This window comes from Enterobacter cloacae complex sp. 372C4, assembly GCF_050030615.1.
GTDB classification, from domain to species: Bacteria; Pseudomonadota; Gammaproteobacteria; order Enterobacterales; family Enterobacteriaceae; genus Enterobacter; species Enterobacter intestinihominis.
Genome location: NZ_JBLGUQ010000001.1, coordinates 3,908,759 through 3,932,185, shown reverse-complemented (window position 1 = coordinate 3,932,185; position 23,427 = coordinate 3,908,759). Strand labels below are relative to the sequence as shown.

The following is a 23,427-nucleotide window of genomic DNA, read 5'->3' as shown; positions in this document are numbered from 1 at the left end:
ATAAACCGCCGAAAGTTAATTAATTACCGTTAAATTTTTGCGGTAACTGTTCGGTGTGAATGAAGTCATTTTCTTAAAGGTTTTAATAAACAGGCTGGGGCTGCTGTAACCCGATTCGTAAGCGATATCGGTGACAGAGTAGTTAGTAATTTCCAGCTGTTTTTTGGCAAAATTGATGCGGATTTCATTAATAATTTGAACAGGCGTTTTACGGTAATAGCGCTGCGTGGCGCGCGTTAAATATTCCTGCGATTTACCCGACAGCGCCACCATGTTTTCCAGGGCGTTATCGCTGAACTGTCCTTTGTCGTGCATCAGCTCCACGGTACTGCGCAGCCACTGAGGAATATCATCCACCACCTGCTGTTCTTCTCGGTGATGGCGAAGACGGTTCATGACGTAGAACGTCACGGTTTCAATAAATTCATCAAATTCATTGTCGCGGAAATTCAGCGAGGCGATAACCGTTTCAATCCAGGTCATAAACTCATTTTTAACGCGATACACCTGTGACGCCACAAAGCAGAACGGAACCAGCGGCAGATAGTGCTTCTCGAAGAAACGCCTGCTCACCCCTACGTTAAGAATGCGCGTCGCACCAAACTCATAAAAGCTCTGGTGATAGGACCCCATCGGCAGGAAGACGAAATCGCCACGCTCAAGCAGGACGCGCTTACCGTTAATCTCCTGATAGTAGCGGCCGGTCAGAACAATCGTGAACTCGTAGTAGTCATGCTGGTGCAGACCGCTGGCGCTCTCCGTTTTGTTGTAAATCACCACGTGAAAATTCTTGCCATTAAACAGCTGCTGCTCATGTGCGGTTTTGATTTCCATCGTGCTGACCTCCTGGTACCTGTTCAGACTTACTGCATCTTCTCGTGAAGCTCGATGAGCTCCGCTACCATCTCGCGCGCCAGCATGGAGGTCATCAGGTGATCCTGCGCATGTACCAGCACCAGACTCACTTTCATCTTCCCTTCGCCCTGGTCGCTTTCGATGAGTTTCGTCTGCACCAGATGCGCTTCGTTTAACGCCGTACGGGACTGCTCCATCATGGTTTTCGCGGCAACAAAATCGCCCTGCTTAGCCTGCTTAAGCGCCGCATACGCCAGGCTTCGCGCCTGCCCGGAATTGATGATGAGCCCCATCACCACCTCTTCCAGATCGTTCACTGCAGTTTCTTCGGCAACGATACTCTCTAAATCTAACATCTTTAAGCTCCTTTACGCTGGCGCGGGTTGCCCCGCGCCGTGCAATTTTAGAATTTCAGTGCGAGGGCGATATCCTCTTCGCTCTCTTCTTCATCGATAACCGTTGCAGCCTTGTTCGCAATCGCCACGAACGGCATGTAGAGCAGGGTTGCAATCCCGAGGTTGAATATCGCCAGCAGGAAGGCGGCCACGCTACCGTTGGTGTTGAAGAACGCGCCCAGACCAGCTGGCATCGTCCACGGCGCAATGTTGGTCACCGGCGGGATAATGCCCAGGTAATACGCCGTCAGCGTAATCGCGGCCAGCAGCGGCTGAACCAGGATGAATGGAATGAACATCACCGGGTTCATGATAATTGGCAGACCAAACAGGATCGGCTCGTTAATCTGGAAGATGCCTGACGGCAGGGCCAGCTTCGCAACCTGACGATGGTCAGCGCGGCGAGAGACAATAAAGACCGCGATGATCAGACCCAGCGTCGCCCCGGTACCGCCCAGGAAGATATAGGAGTCAAGCATCGGCTTCGCCCACACATGGAAGGTTTTACCGGCCGCCAGCGCCGCATCGACGGAGCCGTATTGCTGGTAAAGCGCGACGTTTTCCAGTGCCCACGGGGTCATAATACCGCTGTCCAGCGCCGCCAGTGCCAGTGAACCATGCACGCCGAAGAACCACAGCAGGGAGGTAAAGATGACATACGCCCAACCGACCACGCTACCCATCGACGCCAGCGGCGTTGAGATAGAGTCCATAATGATCTGGTGGAAGTTAGTCCCCCAGTGAGAGAGCGCCCAGGCAATAATCCCCATGATGGAGAGAATAATGAAGCCCGGTATCAACGCGGAAAATGAACGAGAAACGGAGGCCGGAACGCTATCCGGCAAGCGGATAACCCAGTTGCGGCGAATAATAAAGGTGAACATTTCGGCCACCACCAGTCCGATAATAATACCGGAAATGATGTTTGCCCCACCCAGCCAGTTGGCGCCCACGGCGTAAGCGTCGCCCACGCTGTACGGCGTGACGGTCATAAACGCGGCAATGGACAGTAAGCCCGCCGCCAGCGGATCCACTTTACGCTCTTCCGCCAGCGCCATTCCAATAAAGAAAGGCGCCATTAGCGACATAATACCCAATGTACCGTTGTATACGTTGCCGCCAATGGCTTTTAAACCATTAAGGGTTTCAATAGTGGAAGCATCTAACCTAATTCCTAATGAATAAAAAAAGGAACCTTCTCCAAAGCTGAGAAAAACGTTGTTAATTAAAACGAACATTGCCCCGGCTAATGTCAACGGCATTAATTTAATAAAGCCGTTCTTAATGGCATTAACGTGAGGCTGCTTTCCTATTTTAACAGCAAAAGGAAGGAGTACCTTTTCAAGTGAAGCGATGACTTTACTCATAGGAAAATACCCTTAAATGCCGCAACGACCGTTACGGCGTATTGTGTGTGAAATAACTCTTTGACGGGAAAAATAAAAAATTAATTAGCAGCTTTTTTAATCGCCGCAACAGCAGCTTTTAATACACCTAAACCATCAATCTTGCCGTATAAAACGGAATCGATCACTTCGACCGGCTTATTAGGGAGCAAACGTTGAATTTCTGGCAGCATATAAGCGATTTGTGGCCCGAGTAAAATTACATCTGCTGTCTGGCCCTTTTCGCCCGCCAGCGTTTCCGGAAACGCCTCAATCACCACAGGGACTTCATATTTTTCGGCCTGCGCGCGCATTTTTGAAACCAGCAGCGAAGTGGACATGCCCGCAGAGCAGAACAAGTAGATATGTTTCTTTTCCATGATAATTTCCCTCTTATTGGACTGACCGCCGTCGCGCTATCAATCGACTCGCTATCCTGGCTGACGGGCAGTGTGCTGAACATTGTTTGTCGTTGAAGTGAGTATACGCAATGGTACAGGGAGGGGATAATTCTGGATAGACTAAAATTGTCTCTCATTGACCTGGCTTGTTGACTACCTTCACATTTCAGGCAAATATTTCGCGCTAAGAAATAAGATTTACGTATGCATAAAAAAACCGGCCATCAGGCCGGTTTGTTAACACTTTCAGGCAAGCGCGGTTACTGCGCCTTAGGTGCCTGTGGATCGGTGTCGTATTCAGCGCAGGTCTGGTAACCCGAATTGATCACGTGACCGGTATCATCCAGGGCGACAAAGTAGGTTTCTGCCTTACCATTACGTTGACCCAGAATATAGGTCTGGCAGGTGCCACGCGCGTGGATCATAGTGACTTCTGAAGAAGGTTTACCGGCAATGGCTGCAACCTGGGAACGCGTCATGCCTTTTTTGACGTCTTTTACCACTGGCTGTGTGAACTGATCTGTGGTGCGATCGTAAGCTGTACACCCAGCCAGCATAGTCAGTACCGCCGCTGCGCTTAAAATTCCTGCTACGTTCTTGTTCATATTCCGTCCTCTTGTTTATCAGCGTGTTAACTAAGCATGGGATAAAAATTACTATTGTTCAACTTTGCGAGTTACGCCAGACGAATTTCGGAAAATTCTAATAAAACAACGATAAGCTGCTAAATCGCTGTAAAACAGTACACTCAAAACTGTGATCCTTGTCGTTTCCCCGACAAAGGGTTAGTTTTAACAGATCACACTTTCTGTTTGGTTCTGCATAGGGAGGGCGTAATGGCTCTGCAACAAGAAATTATTCAGGCGCTGGGCGCGAAACCTGCGATTAATGCCAATGAAGAGATCCGTCGTAGCGTTGATTTTTTGAAAGCTTACCTGTCCGCACACCCTTTCCTGAAGACGCTGGTACTGGGTATCAGCGGCGGTCAGGACTCCACTCTGGCCGGTAAACTAAGCCAGATGGCCATCACCGAGCTGCGTGACGAGACCAGTGACACCGCACTGCAATTTATTGCCGTACGTCTGCCGTATGGCGTGCAGGCCGACGAGCAGGACTGTCAGGATGCGATCGCCTTTATTCAGCCGGACCGTGTTCTTACCGTAAACATCAAAGGTTCGGTACTGGCAAGCGAGCAGGCCTTGCGTGAAGCCGGTATTGAACTGAGCGATTTTGTTCGTGGCAACGAGAAAGCCCGTGAGCGCATGAAAGCGCAGTACAGTATCGCAGGGATGACCAAAGGGGTCGTCGTCGGCACCGACCACGCCGCGGAAGCCATCACCGGTTTCTTCACCAAATACGGCGATGGCGGCACGGACATCAACCCCCTCTTCCGCCTGAACAAGCGTCAGGGTAAGCAACTGCTGGCGGCGCTGGGCTGCCCGGAGCACCTGTATAAGAAGGCGCCAACGGCAGACCTGGAAGACGATCGCCCTTCCCTGCCGGATGAAGCCGCGCTGGGTGTGACCTATGACAACATCGATGATTATCTGGAAGGCAAAACGCTCGACGAAGGTACCGCAAAAATTATTGAAGGCTGGTATCTGAAAACCGAGCACAAACGCCGTCCACCCATTACGGTGTTTGATGATTTCTGGAAAAAGTAAAAGCAAAACGGTAACTCAGTTTTGCAGGCCGGGTAAGGCGTAACCGCCACCCGGCTCTTTTTTAACCACCAAACACCTGCTACACTGTATGCCTGAACAGTATATGGAGCAGTATGTGAGCAGGCGTCAATCCGCCCCGCGTCTTGAGTTTGAAGCGGCGGCTATCTACGAATATCCCGAGCATCTTCGCCCCTGGCTTGAGGCGCTGCCTAAACAGCCTGGCGTCTATTTCTTCCACGGCGACAGCGACACCATGCCGCTCTATATCGGCAAAAGCGTAAATATCCGCAGTCGGGTGATGTCGCACCTGCGTACGCCGGACGAAGCGTCGATGCTCAGACAGTCCCGGCGGATCACCTGGATCGAGACGGCAGGTGAACTGGGCGCGCTTCTGCTCGAAGCCCGGCTCATCAAGGAACAGCAGCCGCTGTTTAACAAACGCCTGCGCCGCAACCGCCAGCTGTGTTCCTTGCAGGTTAACGCGGGAAAACCGCAGGTCGTTTATGCCCGGGAAGTGGATTTTTCGCATGAACCGAATCTTTACGGTCTGTTTGCCAACAAACGTGCCGCACTGCAAACTCTGCAATCCCTTGCTGATGAATTACAGCTTTGTTACGGACTGTTAGGACTGGAAGCGACTACCCGCGGTCGCGTCTGTTTCCGCTCCGCGTTGAAACGCTGCGCCGGGGCGTGCTGTGGAAAAGAGAGCGTTGAAGAACATCATGCCCGGTTTATGGCTGGCCTGGCCTCAATCAGCGTCAACTGCTGGCCGTGGGAAGGCGCGGTGGCGTTGAAAGAGACCCGCGATGCGATGACGCACTATCACGTCATCCGCAACTGGCTCTGGCTTGGCGCGGTTGAAAGTCTGGATGACGCTGCCGCCCTGCTGCGCACACCTGCCGGGTTCGATCAGGATGGCTACAAAATTCTCTGTAAGCCGCTGTTAACCGGTAAATATGAGATAGTCATGCTCAATGACCCGGCAGCCAGGTAATTTCACTGAACAGCAGCGACCCCTTCGTTTCCAGTAGACGGAGGGTATGGCTGCCCTCTTGCCAGCTGGCGCCCTGATCGGCGGTCAGTAATTTATCGCCCAGTTGCCAGGCGCCGCTTAATACGAACGCCACGCCACCGCGTGATGCGAAGGTAGTGAACGTCCGGGTAGCAACGCGCACTTTTGCCTGGCAGTGCTCCCGTCGGGTCATGACATTGAAATCCATCGACATCTGCCCCTCCGTGAGCACGGCTTTCACCGTCAAATCGCCCGCAAAGCCGTAAGGCTGATGGTGTTTCAGGGTATGGCAAAACGCCCTCCCCGCATCCAGCGTCACCTCGCCGCCTTCCAGCAGCGTAATCACCCGGTCAACGCCCGGAAACGCGGAGAATTCGCCGTTACTGGCGATGGAGGCGATGCTGGCCCGCCAGGAAAAATCCCGCGTCGCGGGAGGGAAACAGCAAATCTCACGCGTCTCACCCGCGCCGTTACGCCAGAGACTGACGGGTATTTTACGGATATCAAAGAATTCCATGACCACTCCTGAAGGACGCACCGTGCGCCAGGGCATTTTCACAGACGTATTATCGGCAACGGTATGGCCAGACCTTAGGCATGGGGCAAAAGAAAAACCGCCGGTCCTGTCCACAGCGTTTTCGCTTGTGTAGACAGGAGCCCGGCGGTCTTAAGAGAGTGAACCGATTATTCGGCTGGTGCAGGCATTTTACCTTCCGGCGCTGCACGTTCTGTCAGACGCTTCTCAAAATTGGCATTAAATTGCTTTTTCTGTTCCGGCGTCAGAATGTTGTAAATCTTGTTCTGGGTTTCCATGTGGCCCAGCATGCGCGCTTTATGCTGCTCGGCCATTTTGTCGATCTGCGCTTCTGCTTTTGCTTTGTCGAAGCTGTCGCTGGCAATGATGTCATGCATCGCGCGGCGCTCTTCCAGCGGAGGACGTTTCATCTGGTCACGCTGACTTTTCCTGATGTCGCGGATCTGCTGCTTCTGCGCATCGGTCAGGTTCAGATCTTTAAACATCATCATCTCATGATGCATACCCGGCTTGCCTTTATGATGCATCATCATTTTGCCTTCTGCCGGCGCGGCGGTAGTGGTCGCGGTATCGGCGGCGAACGCCATGCTGGTAGCGCCCAGAGCCAGGGTAGAGGCAACAAACAGTGCAGTTAATTTACGCATAATGTCTTTCCTTACTTTCAGTTATTCTTCGGCGCTATGCCGTGTTGACGAGATTAACTTTACGGGGTTTATCGTCAATTAGTCAGAGCAACGGTAAAACAATGAAAGTATAAAAAACACGTTTTCGCCAATTATGGAGAAATTAAGGAAAAAGCGTGGAGAGATGAAACAAAAATATTCAAAAGGATGATTTCAAAGAGATTATGGAGGAGTATAGCGAAGTGCCGTTTAATAATAAAGCAATTCTCCAGGAATATTCCGCAAACACTTCCAGAGCGCTTTTAACGTTAAGAAATTAATTCTTCGTTTCCCCTCCGGTCTGCGCGAGGGGAGACGATCAGGGCATTTTTTCCAGCATCAACCCGGCTCGTAAACCAAACGCGACTGACGGGTTAGGAAATAAAACATATTCCGTGGGGTTCTGTACCGCATAGCGCGTCTCACCATCTTCCGCCAGCAGGACGCCCTGGCGAAACGGCGTGAAGTTCAGCGTATGGGGCGCCATATGAAGCTGGAAAGCTTCACTTTGACGCGTGATCTGCTGTACGACCCGATAGCGCACGACGGGTTCCCGGGTGGGTTCCGGCGCAACCCCTGCGAGCAACGCCCGAAGCGCCTGATGCGTAGGGGCAAAACGCGTCAGGTCGTTTTGCCCGAACGGCAGCGCTTTTCCCAGCTCCAGCGTGCAGGACAGCGCGCCGAAATTCTCGCAGGTGAAGTGGGTAAACGTGCCGCCCGGCGTCTGGTGGAAAACCAGCGCTTCCAGTCCCGCGTCGCCAAGCCAGGTCAGAAACGCCTCATCCCACGGCTGATGGCGCTGCGGTAACACGCCAAAACGTACGTGGTACGAGGCGCGGATGGCGGTATGCAGATCGAGGTGCCAGCGCGTCTCCCCCGCCCCGGCAAAAAACGCCGTGACCACCTTCTCCAGCCATTGCGCACGTGTCGTTTCATCACTCTGTGGAAATTGCGCCCAGCGGCCACCAAACATTCGGTTGATGTCGCTCACGAGATACCGTTTGTTTTGCGCCAGCGCAGGCGGATTTCCCAGTACCACCAGCAGACGGCAGTGCAGCGTGATCTCTGCGCGATACAGCGCGCGCAGCAACAGATCGACAATCTCCACGGGCGCGGTTTCATTCCCGTGAATGCCGGTAGAAAGCAGCAGCGACAGGTTATATTGCCCCGTCGGCGTCAGTTCAAGCACGCCCGGCCCCAGCCATCGCCAGTGGAACGAGGGGCCTTCCCCCTCGTGCCGCTCCGGTGTCTCTTCAGCCAGCGTCAGCGCCAGAAAGTTTTCCATATCGTCTCCTTAGCGCTGGAACGGATAAACCGCTCCCAGTTGCAGGATGGTCGATAATGCATCCAGCGCCTCGCGGCCTTCGCGCAGCAGCTGCGGATCAACCAGATCGGCCTGAACCAGACGGTCACGATAGTAGCGGTCCACCCAGTCATTGAGGGTATTGAACAGCGTGTCGTTCATCATCACCGCCGGATTCACGGCCTGCATTTCCTCCGGCGTTAACACCACGCGCAGTCGCAGGCACGCCGGTCCCCCGCCGTTGGCCATACTTTCCCGCAGATCAAACACGCGCAGTTCATCAATCGGGTTATCCGCCTGCACCAGTTCGCTGAGATAGCGCCAGACGCCCTGATGGTTGCGGGACTCCTGCGGCAGCACCAGCATCATGCTGCCGTCATCCCGGCTCAGCAGTTGGCTGTTGAACAGATACGTTTCGACCGCATCCTGCACGCTTACCGCCTGCGTGGGCACCTGAATCGGCATAAATCCCGGCACGCGTTCGCGCAGCGTGGCCAGCAACTTTTCCTGATGGGCAAACGCCTGCTCGTGGCAGAACAGCACCTGACGGTTGGAAACGGCAATCACGTCGTTATGAAACACGCCCTGGTCGATCACCTGCGGATTTTGCTGGGCAAAAATCACCTGAGTAGGATTAACCTGGTTCAGCCGTGCAACCGCCTGGCTTGCGGCTAAGGTTTGTCTCGCCGGATAACGAACCGGCGCGGCGTGGCCGCCCTCTTCCCGTCCATAGATAAACAGCTGCAAACCCGGATCGCCGTAATCGCCACCCAGACGGTTGTGGTTTGCCGCCCCTTCGTCGCCAAACATCGCGACCTGCGGCAGCGCCGAATGCACCTCAAAATGCGCATCATGATTAAAAATGGCGCGCAGCACGCGCCCGGTGGTCTCCGCTTCGCTGGCGCGGTGGAATTTGTTGTTCAGGTTAGCGACAGTCAGATGCACTTTGCCGTCCAGCGTATCCGCCGACGGCGCGACGGTGGCGGCATTCGCTACCCACATTGAAGAGGCTGAACTGGCCGCGGAAAGCAGCTGTGGGGACTGCGTACCGGCTTTTTCAACCACCTGTTCATCCGTACCGCTGAAGCCCAGCTGGCGCAGCACGGCCACGTTCGGCCGCTCCTGCGGCGGGATCACCGCCTGCGGGAAACCGGCATCGGACAGCGCCTTCATTTTCAATAGCCCCTGCTTGGCCGCCAGCTTCGGGTTCGAGACCTGGAAACGGTGCTTCGTCGAAGCTTCATTGCCGAACGACAGCCCGGCATAGTGGTGCGTCAGCCCCACCAGTCCGTCAAAGTTAACCTCACGCGCTTTCATGGGCGTCACCCTCTGTAAAATCCAGCCCCGGATTCAACGTCTCCGGCAGCGTCAGCGCCGGGGTTTCCAGGCTTGCCATCGGCCACGCGCAGTAATCGGCGGCATACCAGGCGCTGGCGCGATGGTTGCCCGATGCCCCTACGCCACCAAACGGCGCGGTGCTCGCCGCGCCGGTCAGCGGTTTGTTCCAGTTCACGATCCCGGCGCGCGCTTCCAGCAGCAGCTGGTCGAATTTCTCGCGATGCGGGGATATCAGGCCGCTCGACAGGCCGTAGCGGGTGTTGTTGGCCATCTCGATCGCCGATGCAAAATCGTCATAGCGCCAGACGCACAGCAGCGGGCCAAAGACCTCTTCATCCGGCACGTTGCTCGTCGCACTCATCTCAATAATCCCCGGCGTCAGCAGCGATGTGCCCGGCTGAACCAGCTTCGGCTCCAGCAGGGTTTTCGCCCCGCGCGCCACGTGCTCCTGCCACGCTTTCAGCACGTTCAGCGCCGCCTGCCCGGAGATCAGCCCGCCGATAAACGGCTGCGGCTCGGTGTCCCATTTCGCGGGAACCAGACGCCCGCTCACCTCCACCAGACGCTTAAGAAACGCATCCCCCTGCGCGCCGCGTTTAACCAGCAGGCGGCGGGCGCAGGTGCAGCGCTGTCCGGCGGTAATGAATGCCGACTGAATGGTCAGGTGGACCGCAGCATCGATATCATCCGGATCTTCCACAATCAGCGGGTTGTTGCCACCCATCTCCAGCGCCAGAATTTTTTCCGGCTGCCCCGCCAGCTGACGATGCAGCTGATAACCCGTTCCGGCACTGCCGGTAAACAGCAGACCGTCAATGTCGCTCAGCGCACTCAGCGCCTGACCGGTTTCACGCCCGCCCTGCACCAGATTCAGCACGCCCGGTGGCAGCCCCGCCTGCTCCCAGAGTTTTACTACTGCTTCTCCGGTTAAGGGGGTTAACTCACTCGGCTTGAAGATGACGGTATTTCCCGCCAGCAGCGCAGGCACAATATGCCCGTTCGGCAGATGCCCGGGGAAGTTGTACGGGCCAAACACCGCCAACACCCCGTGCGGACGGTGGCGCAACGTGGCGGCGCCGTCCGGCATCCCGGTATGCTGCTCACCGGTGCGGGCGTGGTACGCCTTCACCGATATACCGATTTTATTGATCATCGCCGTCACTTCGGTTGTTGCCTCCCAGCGCGGCTTGCTGGTTTCGCAGGCAATGATGCGGGTCAGCTCTGCTTTATTGGCCTCCAGCAGCGCAGCAAATTTCTCAACCAGCGCCTGGCGCTCGGAGAATGGCCGTTTCGCCCATGCCGGAAACGCGCGGCGTGCAGCCTGGCAGGCCTGCTCAACCTGCCCGGCGCTGGCGTCGCTCCCCGACCAGAGCACCTCCTGGCCGACCGGGTTAGTTTTTGACCGCGCATCACCTTCGCCCGTTACCCAGTCACCGTTAATCCATAGAGTCATGCTGTTTTCTCCTCAGGGCAGAGCCGCACCAGGCGAACCGTGGCGCCAGCGTTACATTTCAGGGCATCCAGTTGCGCAGCCGTCAGTACCAGACGCTCGCATGTTGGGTTGGTTCGCACCAGCATGGCGCGGAAGTTGGCGTAATTCTCGTTCGAGACCAGGCAGGCTGGCCACTCGCCCGGCGCGGGCTGGCCTTCTGAAACCTCAACCAGGCGGCTTTTTCGGATGGCGCGTACGCGGTCAATATCGCATTCCAGCGTCGGGCCGCCGTCAAAGATGTCGACGTAATTACGGTAGCGAAAACCCTCTTTCTCCAGCACTGCACGGGCCGGAGCGGTTTGCGGGTGAACTTCGCCGATCACCGCCTGCGCTTCCGGCGTTAAGAAATGGGTATAAATAGGATGCTTCGGCATTAACTCGGCGATAAACGCCTTCTGACCGGTACCGCACAGGTAATCCGCCCGGCTGAATTCCATGGAGAAGAAGCGTTCGCCCAGGCTCTCCCAGAACGGCGAGTAGCCCGTCTCATCAATTACGCCGCGCATCTCCGCGACCACTTTTTCGTTGAAGCGGTCGCGAAAGGCGGCCATAAACATGAAGCGCGATTTGGAGAGCAGATAACCGTTACCCTCTTTGCGCCAGTCCGGATCGAGAAACAGGGTGCAGAGTTCGCTGGCGCCGGTATGGTCATTACAGAGAAAAAGCGTCGGAAGCGCGTTGTAGACGTTCAGCTCTTTCGAGGCGTGGACCATCGTGCCGACGCGGTAGTTGTACCACGGATCGTTGAGCCCGACGGCCACCTCGATGGCGCAAATCCCCGCCACGGTTCCCGTGTCGGTCTCTTCCAGCACGAACACATAGCCCTGTTCGCTTTTTGGCAACGTCCCCTGCCAGGTTTGCAGGGCGCGCTCAATGCGCGCCGACAGCGTTTTTTCATCGGCAGGCAGCGAGGTCAGCCCGCCCCCTGTCTTACCGGCAAGCTGCATAAGCCCGGCGAGATCGCCGTGCGCAACGGGACGGATGACCATCATGATGACACCCCGGACTTCACCTGTTCGCAGGCCAGCGCAAAACGATCTAACCCGGTTCTGACCTCTTCCTCACTGACGATCAGCGCAGGGGCAAACCGCACCACGTTAGCGCCGGCAATCAACACCATCACGCCCTGCTTTGCCGCTTCCTGTGAAATCAGCTTCGCTTTGCCAGCAAACTCAGGGGCAAGCTCACAACCTATCAACAGCCCCAGACCGCGGATCTCTTTGAACATGCCGGTCTGGTTATTGATGGCGGTAAGACGCTCAACAAACCACTGGTGACGCTGCTTCACGCCGCTAAGCACCTCAGGAGTGTTGATGATATCCAGCACCTGTCCGGCGACAGCGGTTGCCAGCGGGTTACCGCCGTAAGTGGTGCCATGGGTGCCCACGGTCATCACGCTGGCGAATGTATCGGTGGTCAGCATTGCCCCCACCGGGAAGCCGCCGCCGAGCGCTTTGGCTGTTGAAAGCACATCCGGGGTCACGCCATAGTGCATGTAGGCGTACAGCTCACCCGTGCGGCCCACGCCGGTCTGGACTTCGTCAAAAATCAGGACCGCGTTATGCCGATCGCACAGCTCGCGCAGCCCTTGCAGGAACGCTTTCTGGGCGGGCATGACGCCGCCTTCCCCCTGCATGGGCTCGACAATCACCGCACAGGTGGTGTCGTCAATCAGCTCGCTGGCAGAGTGTAAATCGTTATACGCCGCATGACGGATATCCGGCGGCAGCGGCGCAAAATCCTGAGAATATGAGGGCTGACCACCCGCACTGACGGTAAACAGCGTGCGGCCATGGAAGGCATTTTTAAAGGCTACGATGCCGCTCTTGTGCGGGCCGAATTTATCGTGCGCATATTTGCGCGCCAGCTTCAGCGCCGCTTCGTTCGCTTCCGCGCCGGAGTTACAGAAAAAGACTTTTTCTGCGAAAGTGGCGTCGATCAGCTTCTTCGCCAGACGTAACGCCGGTTCGTTGGTATAACCGTTGCCGGTATGCCAGAATTTCGCCGCCTGATCATTCAGCGCCTGCCGCAGAGCCGGGTTTGCATGCCCCAGCGCATTCACCGCAATCCCACCCGCAAAGTCGATATACTCTTTGCCCTGCTGATCCCACAGGCGAGAGCCCTCCCCACGTACCGGAATAAAAGCCGCCGGAGCGTATACCGGCATCATCCATTCATCGAAATTTTCACGCGTAACTGACAGAGACATAGCGACCTCATCCGGTAAATAAAAGGTTGTTTAAATGTTAAATAATTGAGTGTTTGCACTGTGAATGTAGATTGCAGCGTTCGTGCCAGCCAGCGATAAAAATGCATAAACGGATTTGGGTAACAGAATATCAATGAGTTACAATATGGAGTTATTCACTATTAATGCATAAATAGTGAATATTTTTACAGCAAGCGGCGCTTTGCCGCACGAAAACAAGAAAGAGTATGCACATGCCAAATATAATTCTGGAATTGTGATCGCTCGCGAAATTTATCGGTCCTTTACGCCCTGTTCGAGGGCAAAACGCGTCGAAATGGTGCAAATATTGCACCGTCGGCATTATCTGTCGCAGTAATTGGGCGAAGCGGATAACAGACGACGTAAATTCTGCTACCATCCTTGCACTATTCACCTTGCATTGGCAGCGACTATGAAATTTGTCTCTTTTAATATCAACGGCCTGCGTGCCCGCCCTCACCAGCTCGAAGCGATTGTTGAGCAACATCAGCCAGATGTGATCGGCTTGCAGGAGACAAAAGTTCACGACGATATGTTCCCGCTCGAAGAGGTAGCGAAGCTGGGCTATAACGTTTTTTACCACGGTCAGAAAGGCCACTACGGCGTTGCGCTGCTGACCAAAGATACGCCGGTGTCGGTGCGTCGTGGCTTTCCGGGTGACGGTGAAGAAGCACAGCGTCGTCTCATCATGGCTGAGCTGCCTTCCCCGCTGGGTAACATCACTGTGATTAATGGTTACTTCCCGCAGGGTGAAAGCCGCGACCACCCGACCAAATTCCCGGCCAAAGCCAAATTTTATCAGGATCTGCAAAACTACCTTACGACCGAACTCAACAAAGATAATCCGGTGCTGATCATGGGGGATGTGAATATCAGCCCGACTGATCTGGACATTGGCATTGGCGAAGACAGCCGCAAGCGCTGGCTGCGCACCGGGAAATGTTCCTTCCTGCCGGAAGAGCGCGAGTGGATGCAGCGCTTGCTTGACTGGGGGCTGGTGGATACCTTCCGCACCGCTAACCCGGAGACGCAGGATCGCTTCTCGTGGTTTGACTACCGCTCTAAAGGCTTCGATGACAACCGGGGCCTGCGTATTGATCTGCTGCTGGCGAGCGCCCCCCTGGCCGAACGCTGCATCGAAACCGGTATCGACTATGATATTCGCAGCATGGAAAAACCGTCCGACCATGCGCCGGTATGGGCAACGTTCAAGCTGTAATCCTCAGTGAATATAAAAAAAATCAGTCTCCTGTGCGCCCTTCTGGGCGCATTTGTTTTAATCGTTGTTTTGCTTCCTCCGGGCATGCTCTCCCTCGACACGCTAAAAATACACCAGCAAACGTTGCTCGATCGTGTGGAGCAGGCGCCCCTTCAGAGCGCGCTGATCTATTTTGCGGTTTACGTTCTGGTCTCTGCGCTGTCGATACCCGGGGCCGCGCTTCTGACGCTGCTCGGCGGGGCGATTTTCAGCCTGTGGGAGGCGATGCTGTTGGTGTCATTGGCCTCGACGCTCGGCGCCACGCTTGCCATGCTCGTCAGCCGTTATCTGCTGCGTGACTGGGTGCAACGGCGCTTTGCCGCACAGATGAACACGATCGATGTGGGGATGGTTCGCGATGGCGCGCGCTACCTTTTTGCCCTGCGCCTGATGCCGTTGTTTCCGTTCTTTCTGGTCAATTTGCTGATGGGGCTAACACGTATCCAGGTGCGTCACTACTGGTGGGTCAGCCAGCTTGCGATGCTACCTGCCACCGTCATTTATCTGAACGCCGGACGCGAGCTGGGAAAACTCACCACGCTGCGCGATATTGTGTCGCCGGGACTGCTGTTCGCCTTTACACTATTAGGGTTATTACCGCTGGTCACTCGCTGGCTGTTTTCCCGTTACATCCCTTCGATTAAAAAGTGAGGCATTATGCGCCGGGTGCGTTTTTGCGCGTTTCTGACGAGTCTGCTGCTGGCAACCTCTGCCTTCGCCGCAGAAAGCTGGCAATCCATTCAGCAACAGGCCACCGGGCAGACCGTCTGGTTTAACGCCTGGGGCGGTGACGAGGCCGTTAACCGCTACCTCGACTGGGTGAGCGGCGAGATGAAAACGCACTACGCCATTAACCTGAAGATCGTTCATCTGGCCGATGCCGCCGATGCGGTGAAGCGGATCCAGACGGAACAGGCCGCAGGACGCAGCAGTAACGGGTCGGTGGATCTACTCTGGGTAAACGGGGAAAACTTCCGCACGCTGAAGGAGGCAAACCTGCTGCTCACCGGCTGGGCGCAAACCCTGCCCAACTGGCGTTACGTCGATACCCGTAAACCGGTCACGGAAGATTTTGCCATCCCGACCGATGGGGCGGAATCCCCATGGGGCGGCGCGCAGTTAACCTTCATCGCCCGTAAAGCGAGTACGCCGACGCCTCCGGCAGATCCCCACGCGCTGCTGGCTTACGCTCAGCAGCACCCTGGCAAGGTGAGCTATCCGCGACCGCCGGATTTTACCGGCACGGCGTTTCTTGAACAGCTTCTGCTGGCATTGACCGCCCATCCGGAGGCGTTAAAAAACGCGCCGGACGGCACCTTTGCAGAGATCACCGCGCCGCTGTGGGACTATCTTGATACGCTGCATCCCCTGCTGTGGCGCGAAGGGAACGATTTTCCTCCATCGCCTGCGCGCATGGATACGCTGCTGGCCAGCGGCAGCCTGAACCTGTCGCTCACCTTTAACCCCGCCCACGCGCAGCAAAAGGTGGCGAGCGGTGAACTGCCTGCCGACAGCTACAGTTTCGGCTTTCTCAAAGGCATGATCGGCAACGTCCATTTTGTCGCTATCCCGGCAAATGCCAGTGCGAGCGCAGGGGCGAAAGTGGTGGCAAATTTCCTGCTGTCACCGCAGGCGCAGATCCGCAAAGCCGATCCTGCCGTCTGGGGTGACCCGAGCGTGCTGGATGGTGCCAAACTACCTGCGAAAGCGGCAAAACAGCTTCATGCCTTTACCCCTTCAGGCACGCCTGATGTGCTTCCCGAACCGCACGCCGCCTGGGTTAACGCCCTGGAGCAGGAATGGCTTCGCCGCTACGGAACCCGCTAAGCGGGCTGGTATGGGCGGCAATGGCGGTCATCTATCTGCCACTGCTTCCCGCCAGCGGCATGCTGCTGGCCCCGGCGTTTTCTCTCAGTAACTGGGCGGCGCTGTTTGCCGACCCGCAGCTGCCGCAGGCGCTGGCCGCTACGCTGGTATCAACCCTCATCGCGACGCTGGGTTCACTGTTTATCGCCCTGAGCCTGCTTGCGCTTCTCTGGCCGGGTGATGGCTGGCAGCGCCTGAGCACCCGTCTGCCGTGGCTGTTAGCCGTGCCGCACGTCGCCTTCGCCACCAGCGCGCTGCTGCTGTTTGCGGAAGGCGGTCAGTTTTACCGGATCTGTACAGTCTGTTCGCCGCAGCTTGACCGCTACGGTATCGGGCTTGGCCTGACGCTTGCGGTCAAAGAGAGCGCGTTCGTTCTGTGGGCAATCTACGCCGCACTGCCTGAAAAGCGCCTCGCACAGCAGAAAATTGTCCTGCATACCTTCGGCTACGGACGAATGCAGGCGCTTAACTGGCTCGTCCTCCCGGCTATCGCCCCCGCGCTGGGCGCCGTGATGCTGGCGGTGCTCGCCTGGTCGCTTTCCGTGGTGGATGTGGCGATCGTGCTCGGGCCGGGCAACCCACCTACGCTGGCGGTGCTGGCCTGGCAGTGGCTCACCCAGGGCGATGCGCAGCAGCAGTCAAAAGGAACGTTGCTGTGTCTGGTGTTGCTCCTGCTGCTGGCCGCACTTGCCGCGGTGGGATACAGCCTCTGGACGGCTTGGCGGCGCGCCCAGCCTGACGTCTCGGGGGTACGTCGCGCTTCGCATACCGCGTTGCCCGCACGGACGCTGGGCGGGTTACTGCCGCTGTGCGGCGTGCTCTGTGCGCTGGTTCTGCTGATGCTGGCACGCCGGGGCGACATCGGCCCCGTCAGCGACAGCCTTTCACTGGGACTGCTGTCCAGCCTGACAGCGCTGGCCATCCTCATGATCTGGCTTGAGTGGGGACCCCAGCGCGGCGCGGTGTGGATCTGGCTGCCGCTTGCCCTCCCGGCGCTGCCCCTCGTGTCCGGGCAGTATGCCGTGGCGCTGTGGCTGGGCATCGACGGCCAGTACGCTGCGGTGCTCTGGAGCCATATGCTCTGGGTTCTCCCGTGGATGCTCCTGGTGCTGCAACCGGCCTGGCGCAGGCTCGATCCCCGGCTTATCCTCACCGCCAGAACGCTGGGCTGGCGACAGGCGAAAATTTTCTGGTTAGTGAAATGTCCCCTGATGGTTCGTCCGGCCCTGCTGGCCTTTGCGACCGGCTTTTCCGTGAGCATGGCCCAGTACATGCCCACCCTCTGGCTGGGAGCGGGTCGTTTTACTACTCTGACGACGGAGGCGGTCGCCCTCAGCAGCGGCGGCAGCGTTCCGATCCTCGCCAGCCGGGCGCTGGGTCTGTTGCTGTTAACCAGCAGCGTATTTGCCCTTGCCGCGCTGCTCGCCCGGTTCGTGGGCCGTCACAGACAAGGATTACGTTAATGCTGAACGTGAAAAATCTCACCATTGCGCCACTCTTACGTGAGGTCAACTTCCGCGTCCCGGCAGGGGAGATTCTCACGCTGATGGGACCCTCCGGGAGCGGGAAATCGACCCTTTTCGCCTGGATGGTGGGGGCGCTATCCACTGATTTTAAGGCGCACGGCGAGCTGTGGCTGAACGATCGACGCTGCGATCTGCTCCCCGTGGAAACGCGCGGGATCGGCATTCTGTTTCAGGACGCCCTGCTGTTTGACGCCTTCAGCGTGGGGCAAAACCTGATGCTGGCGTTGCCGGCGCACATTGCCGGACGCGCGCGGCGCGACGCGGTAGAACAGGCTCTTGAATCTGCCGGGCTGGCAAACCTCTACGCCAGCGATCCGGCGACCCTTTCCGGCGGCGAGCGCGCCCGGGTCAGCCTGCTGCGCGCCCTTCTCGCCCAGCCGCAGGCATTGCTGCTCGACGAACCGTTCAGCCGACTGGATAAAACGCTCCGCGCTTCATTCCGGGCGTGGGTATTCGAAACCACTCGCCAGCGCAAGATCCCGGTGGTGCTGGTCACGCATGATGAGGAAGATATCCCGCCCGGCGGAGAGGTGTTTGAGATTTCTCGCTGGCAATAATGTGCTAACGCAATGTTTTTGGCTTCAGGAGAGACGACAATGCCACCCTCTTTTAATGACGTCAGGTTTTTCGATGAAACGTGTTTCTCAACTGACCGCGCTGGCTCTGATCTGCGGCCTCGCCTCACTCTCCTCCATGGCGGCTGATATGCCCCACTCCCTCACGCTGGACCGGCTCCAGGCGCAAAACGGCGCGGTAATTGATACGCGCATCAGTGCGTTCTATAACGGCTGGCCGCAGACGCTGCGCGGAACGTCCGGGCATGAACCCGCCGCGCTTAATCTCTCTGCAGGCTGGCTTGGGGCAATGAGCGATGAACAGCTCAGCGGCTGGGCAAAACAGCATCGGATTACGCCCGACATGCCGGTTGCGCTCTATGGCAACGATGATGACAACAAGACCGTCAAAACGCGGCTGGAAAAAGCGGGTTTTACCCACGTTTCCATCCTGAGCGATGCCCTGCAACAATCCGACCGTTTGCAACGTCTGGCACATTTTGAACAGCTGGTTTATCCGCAGTGGATCCACCTGTTGCAGCAGGGCAAACCCGTTACCGCCGCACCAGCCGGAGAGTGGAAGGTGATCGAGGCTGGCTGGGGTGCGCCGAAGCTTTATCTCCTGAGCCACATTCCCGGCGCGGGCTACATCGACACCAATGAAGTGGAAAGCGAACCGCTGTGGAATAAGGTCTCTGACGAAAAGCTGAAAGCGATGCTGGCGAAGCACGGGATCCGTCACGATACCACCGTCATTCTGTACGGTCGCGACGTATATGCCGCCGCGCGCGTGGCGCAGATCATGCTCTACGCGGGCGTGAAGGATGTGCGTATTCTGGACGGCGGCTGGAAGGCATGGTCAGACGTCAGCCTGCCCGTTGAGCGCGGAACGCCTGCAAAGGTGAAGCCAGCCCCTGATTTTGGCGCGCCGATCCCGGGCCAGCCCCGGCTGATGGTGGATATGGAACAGGCCCGGGGAATGCTGCACCGTCAGGATGCATCCCTGGTGAGCATTCGTTCCTGGCCAGAGTTTATCGGTGAAACCAGCGGCTACAGCTATATCAAGCCAAAAGGTGACATTGCCGGTGCGCGCTGGGGCCATGCGGGTAGCGACGCGACCCACATGGAAGATTTCCACAATCCGGATGGCACCATGCGCAGCGCCGATGACATCGCCGCCATGTGGAAGACGTGGAATATCCTGCCGGAGCAGCACGTTGCGTTTTACTGCGGCACCGGCTGGCGCGCGTCTGAAGCCTTCATGTACGCCCGCGCCATGGGCTGGCAAAACGTTGCCGTCTACGACGGCGGCTGGTACGAATGGAGCAGCCATCCGCAGAACCCGGTCTCCACCGGGGAGCGTGGACCGGAGAGCGCACGCTAGCGGGGGAGTGACTTCAGCGTCACGTAACCGCTCCAGATGCGCGTTGTGGTGGTCAGCCAGCACAACGCGCCAAACGCCCAGGCAAACAGCGTGAAGTGTGCCGGAAACAGGCAGCACAGCACAAACAGCGCGATGGTCTCCGTTCCTTCCGTTAATCCTCCAATGTAATAAAGCGACTTGTGCGCGTAGCCGGGGTTGTCAATATTATGCTTCCCCGCCAGCGCGGCAAAGGCCAGGAAACTGCTGCCCGTCCCCATAAACGCTAACAGCAGCCAGGCGGCGGCGATCGCATTGTCAGCCGGAGCGGCCAGCGCGAAGCCAAACGGTACCAGCGCGTAAAACAGGAAGTCGAGGGCGATATCAAGAAATCCTCCCGCGTCCGTCAGGCCACGGCGACGCGCCAGCGCACCGTCCAGACCATCCAGCAGCCGGTTCAGCACAATGGCGACCAGCGCTGGCAGATACCAGCCCAGCGCCAGAAACGGTAACGCCAGTACGCCAATCGCAAACCCGGCGAGCGTTAACCCATCAGGCGTAATAAACGGTTTATCCAGCGCGGCGGCCAGCTGATTTAACCCGGGCTTCAGCCGTGGATGCAGATGTTTATCCAGCATGCGGTTCACCTTTAAACGTGGCACACAGGCCCTGAGCCGGGATATCCAGCGCGGCGTTAAAGCGGGCGGAAAGGTTCTGAAAGGCAATCAGAGCCGTCATTTCGGTGATAGTCTCTTCGCTAAAGTGGCGCTTCAGCTGGTTTTTGATATTTTCATCCACCTGAGGCGGCGTGGCGGTGACCGCTTCCGCATAGGCCAGCGCCGCGCGCTCCTCTTCGCTGAACAGGGTGGAATTTTGCCAGTCGTTGACGGCCTGCACTTTATCCAACGCCCCGCTCCGCTCGGCCAGACGCAGGCTGTTGGCATCAATACAAAATGCGCAGTGGCAGATCTGCGAGACCCGCGTCATTAGTAACGAACGCAGAACCGGCGTCAAACGCGCCTTGCGCCGCTCCAGATAGCCGACAAATAGCGCTACCAGCCAGAAAAGACGCGGCATACGCCCCCACCAGCGCGTGGGGTTCAGCACCGCGCCGAAGTGTTTTTTCTGCATGGCAGCAATGGGCTTGAGGCTGACGGGAAGGGTTTCCATGGGCGCAACCCAGGCGGCTGTCTCTTTCACCTGATTCTCCTGATGACTGGACTCTTTGGCAGGGCACGATAATATGTCGTTTTTCGCTATTAATTATTGACGAACATGCTGAAAACACTCGATGTTGTTGCGGCCATCCTCGAAAAAGAGGGCAAGATCTTGCTGGCGCAGCGTCCCGAACATGCCGATCAGCCAGGAATGTGGGAATTTGCGGGCGGAAAGGTTGAAGCCAGTGAGACCCAGCAGGAAGCGCTGATCCGCGAACTACGCGAAGAGCTCGGCATTGAAGCCGTGCCCGCGCGGTATGTGGCAAGCCACCAGCGGGAAGTGTCGCAGCGGCTGATCCACCTCCACGCCTGGCACGTGCCGGAATTTAGCGGCGAGCTGAAGGCGCACTACCACTCGGCGCTGGTGTGGTGCACGCCAGAAGACGCGTTCACGTATGATTTAGCCCCGGCGGATATACCGCTTCTGGAAGCGTTTATTCTTTTACGCGACGCCAGACCAGCGGGTTTGTACTGAGGGTGCGTTCATCACGCTGGCACTGCAACAGCACGCCATCCGCCCTGACCACTGCGCCTTCGGAATAGTTTTGATCCTGATAGATACAGCACTGATTACACGGCTGCGCACGCTGGCCGCCAGCGCTAAAAACCTCTGGCGGCACGTTAACTTCGACATCCGGGCGAATGCGATCAGCCTGTGCCCCGGCGGACACCATCAAACATAACGCGGCCATTGCGAAACGGTTCATAGACTTAATTTCCTTTGCATCGTTTATATCTATAACGGTAGATCCTGACGGGATCTTTAATTTATCTCGTCATCGCTTTTGGTTATGACGCGCGCCTTGTCATTAATTTCCCTTTCGGCCTAAATTTCTGCTTGCCTCTCAAAGCGGTGCGGGTGGTATAGTCAAAAAAACGACACAAAACATCTCCGCCACACGCACAAATTATTATAAGAGGTTCTTATATCTATGGATCAGACACGCTCTCTGGAAAGCTTTCTTGCCCATGTTCAGCAGCGCGACCCGCACCAAAGCGAGTTTGCCCAGGCCGTTCGTGAAGTCATGACCACCCTGTGGCCCTTCCTTGAGGAAAATCCGCGCTACCGCCAGATGGCGCTGCTTGAACGTCTGGTGGAGCCGGAGCGCGTCATCCAGTTCCGCGTGGCGTGGGTGGACGATCGCAATCAGGTACAGGTCAACCGCGCGTGGCGCGTGCAGTTTAACTCCGCCATTGGGCCGTTTAAGGGCGGGATGCGCTTCCATCCCTCGGTGAACCTGTCGATTCTGAAATTCCTCGGCTTCGAGCAGACCTTTAAAAATGCGCTCACTACCCTGCCGATGGGCGGCGGTAAAGGCGGGAGTGATTTCGATCCGAAAGGCAAGAGCGAAGGCGAAGTGATGCGCTTCTGCCAGGCGCTGGTCACTGAGCTCTATCGCCACCTTGGGCCGGACACCGACGTTCCTGCCGGGGATATCGGCGTGGGTGGTCGTGAAGTGGGCTTTATGGCCGGGATGATGAAAAAGCTCTCCAACAACAGCGCCTGCGTCTTTACCGGCAAAGGTCTGTCGTTTGGCGGCAGCCTGATTCGTCCGGAAGCGACGGGTTACGGTCTGGTCTATTTCACTGAAGCGATGCTTAAGCGTCACGGGCTGAGCTTCGAGGGGATGCGCGTGGCGGTCTCCGGCTCCGGCAACGTAGCGCAGTACGCTATCGAGAAAGCGATGGCGTTTGGCGCGCGCGTAGTGACCGCCTCCGACTCCAGCGGCACCGTGGTGGATGAAGCTGGCTTCACAGCAGAAAAACTGGCGCGTCTGTGCGAAATCAAAGCCAGCCGTGACGGCCGCGTGGCGGATTATGCCCGAGAGTTTGGCCTGACCTATCTGGAAGGTAAACAGCCGTGGGGTGTGCCGGTGGATATCGCCCTGCCGTGCGCGACGCAAAACGAGCTGGACGTGGATGCCGCCCGGACGCTGATTAGCAATGGCGTGAAGGCGGTAGCGGAAGGGGCAAATATGCCCACCACCATTGAAGCGACCGATCTGTTCCTGGACGCGGGCGTACTCTTTGCGCCAGGCAAGGCGGCGAACGCGGGCGGGGTGGCAACATCCGGTCTGGAAATGGCACAAAACGCCGCGAGAATGGGCTGGAAGGCGGAGAAAGTGGATGCCCGTCTGCACCACATTATGCTTGATATTCACCATGCCTGCGTGGAGTACGGCGGTGAGGCTTCACAGACCAACTACGTGCGCGGCGCCAACATCGCCGGGTTCGTGAAGGTGGCCGATGCGATGATCGGGCAGGGTGTGATTTAGTTTCGCTGCATTCTCGCCCTTGCAGGCCCGGTAAGCGTTAGCGCCACCGGGCTTTTTTCAGGCCGCAGAGCTGCTTTTTGCCGGGTGGCGGCTTCGCC

24 protein-coding genes and 1 pseudogene are annotated in these 23,427 nt (G+C 57.2%); 10 read left to right on the top strand and 15 right to left on the bottom strand.

Annotated elements, in window-relative coordinates; all coding sequences use genetic code 11:
• Positions 1-15: 15 nt before the first annotated feature.
• From chbR to osmE, 5 genes and pseudogenes are all read right to left on the bottom strand, one after another.
• Positions 16-861 (bottom strand): transcriptional regulator ChbR, encoded by an 846-nt coding sequence (gene chbR, locus ACQG11_RS19120; RefSeq protein WP_255508387.1) that lies wholly within the window; start codon positions 859-861, stop codon positions 16-18.
• A gap of 2 nt (positions 862-863) precedes the next feature.
• Positions 864-1,211, bottom strand: a complete 348-nt coding sequence (gene chbA, locus ACQG11_RS19115; protein ID WP_022647820.1) for a PTS N,N'-diacetylchitobiose transporter subunit IIA — start codon at positions 1,209-1,211, stop codon at positions 864-866.
• A gap of 47 nt (positions 1,212-1,258) precedes the next feature.
• A complete protein-coding gene (gene chbC / locus ACQG11_RS19110; RefSeq protein WP_017384664.1) occupies positions 1,259-2,617 on the bottom strand; it encodes a PTS N,N'-diacetylchitobiose transporter subunit IIC in 1,359 nt (452 codons plus the stop codon).
• An 80-nt stretch (positions 2,618-2,697) separates the two neighbouring features.
• Positions 2,698-3,027, bottom strand: a pseudogene (locus ACQG11_RS19105) (PTS sugar transporter subunit IIB); the annotation flags it as partial.
• A gap of 269 nt (positions 3,028-3,296) precedes the next feature.
• Positions 3,297-3,641: an osmotically-inducible lipoprotein OsmE gene (osmE, locus tag ACQG11_RS19100; RefSeq protein WP_022647818.1), complete on the bottom strand. Its 345-nt coding sequence runs from the start codon at positions 3,639-3,641 to the stop codon at positions 3,297-3,299.
• A 231-nt stretch (positions 3,642-3,872) separates the two neighbouring features.
• Between osmE and nadE the strand changes: the two genes are divergently transcribed.
• Both nadE and cho read left to right on the top strand, forming a co-directional pair.
• Positions 3,873-4,700 (top strand): ammonia-dependent NAD(+) synthetase, encoded by an 828-nt coding sequence (gene nadE, locus ACQG11_RS19095; protein ID WP_252065746.1) that lies wholly within the window; start codon positions 3,873-3,875, stop codon positions 4,698-4,700.
• 115 nt (positions 4,701-4,815) lie between these two features.
• Positions 4,816-5,694: an excinuclease Cho gene (cho, locus tag ACQG11_RS19090; RefSeq protein ID WP_426728667.1), complete on the top strand. Its 879-nt coding sequence runs from the start codon at positions 4,816-4,818 to the stop codon at positions 5,692-5,694.
• Here cho and ves read toward each other — a convergent pair.
• The 7 genes from ves to astC all read right to left on the bottom strand — a co-directional run bounded on the left by ves (position 5,672) and on the right by astC (position 13,251).
• Complete coding sequence (gene ves, locus ACQG11_RS19085) at positions 5,672-6,229, bottom strand: environmental stress-induced protein Ves (protein ID WP_022647815.1); 558 nt, start codon at positions 6,227-6,229, stop codon at positions 5,672-5,674. The two genes, cho and ves, sit on opposite strands and share 23 nt — an antisense overlap.
• A gap of 167 nt (positions 6,230-6,396) precedes the next feature.
• Positions 6,397-6,891 (bottom strand): ATP-independent periplasmic protein-refolding chaperone Spy, encoded by a 495-nt coding sequence (gene spy, locus ACQG11_RS19080; RefSeq protein ID WP_426728666.1) that lies wholly within the window; start codon positions 6,889-6,891, stop codon positions 6,397-6,399.
• A gap of 337 nt (positions 6,892-7,228) precedes the next feature.
• Positions 7,229-8,194, bottom strand: coding sequence for a succinylglutamate desuccinylase (astE, locus tag ACQG11_RS19075; RefSeq protein ID WP_038415886.1), 966 nt, complete (start codon positions 8,192-8,194; stop codon positions 7,229-7,231).
• Between the two features lie 9 nt (positions 8,195-8,203).
• Positions 8,204-9,529: an N-succinylarginine dihydrolase gene (gene astB, locus ACQG11_RS19070; RefSeq protein WP_063152001.1), complete on the bottom strand. Its 1,326-nt coding sequence runs from the start codon at positions 9,527-9,529 to the stop codon at positions 8,204-8,206.
• Positions 9,516-11,003, bottom strand: a complete 1,488-nt coding sequence (astD, locus tag ACQG11_RS19065; RefSeq protein WP_252065747.1) for a succinylglutamate-semialdehyde dehydrogenase — start codon at positions 11,001-11,003, stop codon at positions 9,516-9,518. The genes astB and astD overlap by 14 nt, the downstream gene beginning before the upstream one ends.
• Positions 11,000-12,034: an arginine N-succinyltransferase gene (gene astA / locus ACQG11_RS19060; protein WP_426728665.1), complete on the bottom strand. Its 1,035-nt coding sequence runs from the start codon at positions 12,032-12,034 to the stop codon at positions 11,000-11,002. Before astA ends, astD begins: the two co-directional genes overlap by 4 nt.
• The gene (gene astC / locus ACQG11_RS19055) at positions 12,031-13,251 is read right to left on the bottom strand and encodes a succinylornithine/acetylornithine transaminase (RefSeq protein ID WP_022647809.1); all 1,221 of its coding nucleotides are present in this window, start codon (positions 13,249-13,251) and stop codon (positions 12,031-12,033) included. The genes astA and astC overlap by 4 nt, the downstream gene beginning before the upstream one ends.
• Positions 13,252-13,684: 433 nt before the next feature.
• Between astC and xthA the strand changes: the two genes are divergently transcribed.
• The 6 genes from xthA (at position 13,685) to ACQG11_RS19025 (ending at position 19,860) form a co-directional block, all read left to right on the top strand.
• The gene (gene xthA, locus ACQG11_RS19050; protein ID WP_023299900.1) at positions 13,685-14,491 is read left to right on the top strand and encodes an exodeoxyribonuclease III; all 807 of its coding nucleotides are present in this window, start codon (positions 13,685-13,687) and stop codon (positions 14,489-14,491) included.
• A 6-nt stretch (positions 14,492-14,497) separates the two neighbouring features.
• Positions 14,498-15,181, top strand: a complete 684-nt coding sequence (locus tag ACQG11_RS19045; protein WP_032624404.1) for a TVP38/TMEM64 family protein — start codon at positions 14,498-14,500, stop codon at positions 15,179-15,181.
• A 6-nt stretch (positions 15,182-15,187) separates the two neighbouring features.
• The gene (locus ACQG11_RS19040; protein WP_192935506.1) at positions 15,188-16,357 is read left to right on the top strand and encodes an ABC transporter substrate-binding protein; all 1,170 of its coding nucleotides are present in this window, start codon (positions 15,188-15,190) and stop codon (positions 16,355-16,357) included.
• A complete protein-coding gene (locus ACQG11_RS19035; RefSeq protein ID WP_063150460.1) occupies positions 16,330-17,859 on the top strand; it encodes an ABC transporter permease subunit in 1,530 nt (509 codons plus the stop codon). Before ACQG11_RS19040 ends, ACQG11_RS19035 begins: the two co-directional genes overlap by 28 nt.
• Positions 17,859-18,479 (top strand): ATP-binding cassette domain-containing protein, encoded by a 621-nt coding sequence (locus ACQG11_RS19030; protein WP_126292073.1) that lies wholly within the window; start codon positions 17,859-17,861, stop codon positions 18,477-18,479. The genes ACQG11_RS19035 and ACQG11_RS19030 overlap by 1 nt, the downstream gene beginning before the upstream one ends.
• Positions 18,480-18,552: 73 nt before the next feature.
• On the top strand, positions 18,553-19,860 hold the full coding sequence (locus ACQG11_RS19025; RefSeq protein ID WP_426728664.1) for a sulfurtransferase: 1,308 nt from the start codon (positions 18,553-18,555) through the stop codon (positions 19,858-19,860).
• On the opposite strand, the gene ACQG11_RS19020 is transcribed toward ACQG11_RS19025, so the two are convergent.
• Both ACQG11_RS19020 and ACQG11_RS19015 read right to left on the bottom strand, forming a co-directional pair.
• Positions 19,857-20,474 carry a CDP-alcohol phosphatidyltransferase family protein gene (locus tag ACQG11_RS19020; RefSeq protein WP_063150458.1) on the bottom strand — a complete coding sequence of 206 codons (618 nt, stop codon included), beginning with the start codon at positions 20,472-20,474 and terminating at the stop codon, positions 19,857-19,859. The two genes, ACQG11_RS19025 and ACQG11_RS19020, sit on opposite strands and share 4 nt — an antisense overlap.
• Positions 20,464-21,036: a carboxymuconolactone decarboxylase family protein gene (locus tag ACQG11_RS19015; RefSeq protein WP_038415879.1), complete on the bottom strand. Its 573-nt coding sequence runs from the start codon at positions 21,034-21,036 to the stop codon at positions 20,464-20,466. The genes ACQG11_RS19020 and ACQG11_RS19015 overlap by 11 nt, the downstream gene beginning before the upstream one ends.
• 75 nt (positions 21,037-21,111) lie before the next feature.
• Between ACQG11_RS19015 and ACQG11_RS19010 the strand changes: the two genes are divergently transcribed.
• Entirely contained in the window at positions 21,112-21,528 is a 417-nt protein-coding gene (locus tag ACQG11_RS19010) for a pyrimidine (deoxy)nucleoside triphosphate diphosphatase (RefSeq protein WP_319022384.1), read from the top strand.
• On the opposite strand, the gene ACQG11_RS19005 is transcribed toward ACQG11_RS19010, so the two are convergent.
• The gene (locus ACQG11_RS19005) at positions 21,488-21,760 is read right to left on the bottom strand and encodes a YnjH family protein (protein WP_022647799.1); all 273 of its coding nucleotides are present in this window, start codon (positions 21,758-21,760) and stop codon (positions 21,488-21,490) included. The genes ACQG11_RS19010 and ACQG11_RS19005 overlap by 41 nt on opposite strands.
• A 225-nt stretch (positions 21,761-21,985) precedes the next feature.
• On the opposite strand from ACQG11_RS19005, the gene gdhA reads away from it, so the two are divergent.
• Positions 21,986-23,329 (top strand): NADP-specific glutamate dehydrogenase, encoded by a 1,344-nt coding sequence (gene gdhA, locus ACQG11_RS19000; protein ID WP_015570765.1) that lies wholly within the window; start codon positions 21,986-21,988, stop codon positions 23,327-23,329.
• Positions 23,330-23,427: the final 98 nt, after the last annotated feature.

Excerpts from the sequence above, each read along its gene's own strand:
- chbA (WP_022647820.1), bottom strand. The coding sequence starts at position 1,211 with ATGTTAGATTTAGAGAGTATCGTTGCCGAAGAAACTGCAGTGAACGAT.
- chbC (WP_017384664.1), bottom strand. The coding sequence starts at position 2,617 with ATGAGTAAAGTCATCGCTTCACTTGAAAAGGTACTCCTTCCTTTTGCT.
- osmE (WP_022647818.1), bottom strand. The coding sequence starts at position 3,641 with ATGAACAAGAACGTAGCAGGAATTTTAAGCGCAGCGGCGGTACTGACT.
- nadE (WP_252065746.1), top strand. The coding sequence starts at position 3,873 with ATGGCTCTGCAACAAGAAATTATTCAGGCGCTGGGCGCGAAACCTGCG.
- ves (WP_022647815.1), bottom strand. The coding sequence starts at position 6,229 with ATGGAATTCTTTGATATCCGTAAAATACCCGTCAGTCTCTGGCGTAAC.
- spy (WP_426728666.1), bottom strand. The coding sequence starts at position 6,891 with ATGCGTAAATTAACTGCACTGTTTGTTGCCTCTACCCTGGCTCTGGGC.
- astE (WP_038415886.1), bottom strand. The coding sequence starts at position 8,194 with ATGGAAAACTTTCTGGCGCTGACGCTGGCTGAAGAGACACCGGAGCGG.
- astB (WP_063152001.1), bottom strand. The coding sequence starts at position 9,529 with ATGAAAGCGCGTGAGGTTAACTTTGACGGACTGGTGGGGCTGACGCAC.
- astD (WP_252065747.1), bottom strand. The coding sequence starts at position 11,003 with ATGACTCTATGGATTAACGGTGACTGGGTAACGGGCGAAGGTGATGCG.
- astA (WP_426728665.1), bottom strand. The coding sequence starts at position 12,034 with ATGATGGTCATCCGTCCCGTTGCGCACGGCGATCTCGCCGGGCTTATG.
- astC (WP_022647809.1), bottom strand. The coding sequence starts at position 13,251 with ATGTCTCTGTCAGTTACGCGTGAAAATTTCGATGAATGGATGATGCCG.
- xthA (WP_023299900.1), top strand. The coding sequence starts at position 13,685 with ATGAAATTTGTCTCTTTTAATATCAACGGCCTGCGTGCCCGCCCTCAC.
- ACQG11_RS19040 (WP_192935506.1), top strand. The coding sequence starts at position 15,188 with ATGCGCCGGGTGCGTTTTTGCGCGTTTCTGACGAGTCTGCTGCTGGCA.
- ACQG11_RS19035 (WP_063150460.1), top strand. The coding sequence starts at position 16,330 with ATGGCTTCGCCGCTACGGAACCCGCTAAGCGGGCTGGTATGGGCGGCA.
- ACQG11_RS19030 (WP_126292073.1), top strand. The coding sequence starts at position 17,859 with ATGCTGAACGTGAAAAATCTCACCATTGCGCCACTCTTACGTGAGGTC.
- ACQG11_RS19025 (WP_426728664.1), top strand. The coding sequence starts at position 18,553 with ATGAAACGTGTTTCTCAACTGACCGCGCTGGCTCTGATCTGCGGCCTC.
- ACQG11_RS19020 (WP_063150458.1), bottom strand. The coding sequence starts at position 20,474 with ATGCTGGATAAACATCTGCATCCACGGCTGAAGCCCGGGTTAAATCAG.
- ACQG11_RS19010 (WP_319022384.1), top strand. The coding sequence starts at position 21,112 with ATGCTGAAAACACTCGATGTTGTTGCGGCCATCCTCGAAAAAGAGGGC.
- ACQG11_RS19005 (WP_022647799.1), bottom strand. The coding sequence starts at position 21,760 with ATGAACCGTTTCGCAATGGCCGCGTTATGTTTGATGGTGTCCGCCGGG.
- gdhA (WP_015570765.1), top strand. The coding sequence starts at position 21,986 with ATGGATCAGACACGCTCTCTGGAAAGCTTTCTTGCCCATGTTCAGCAG.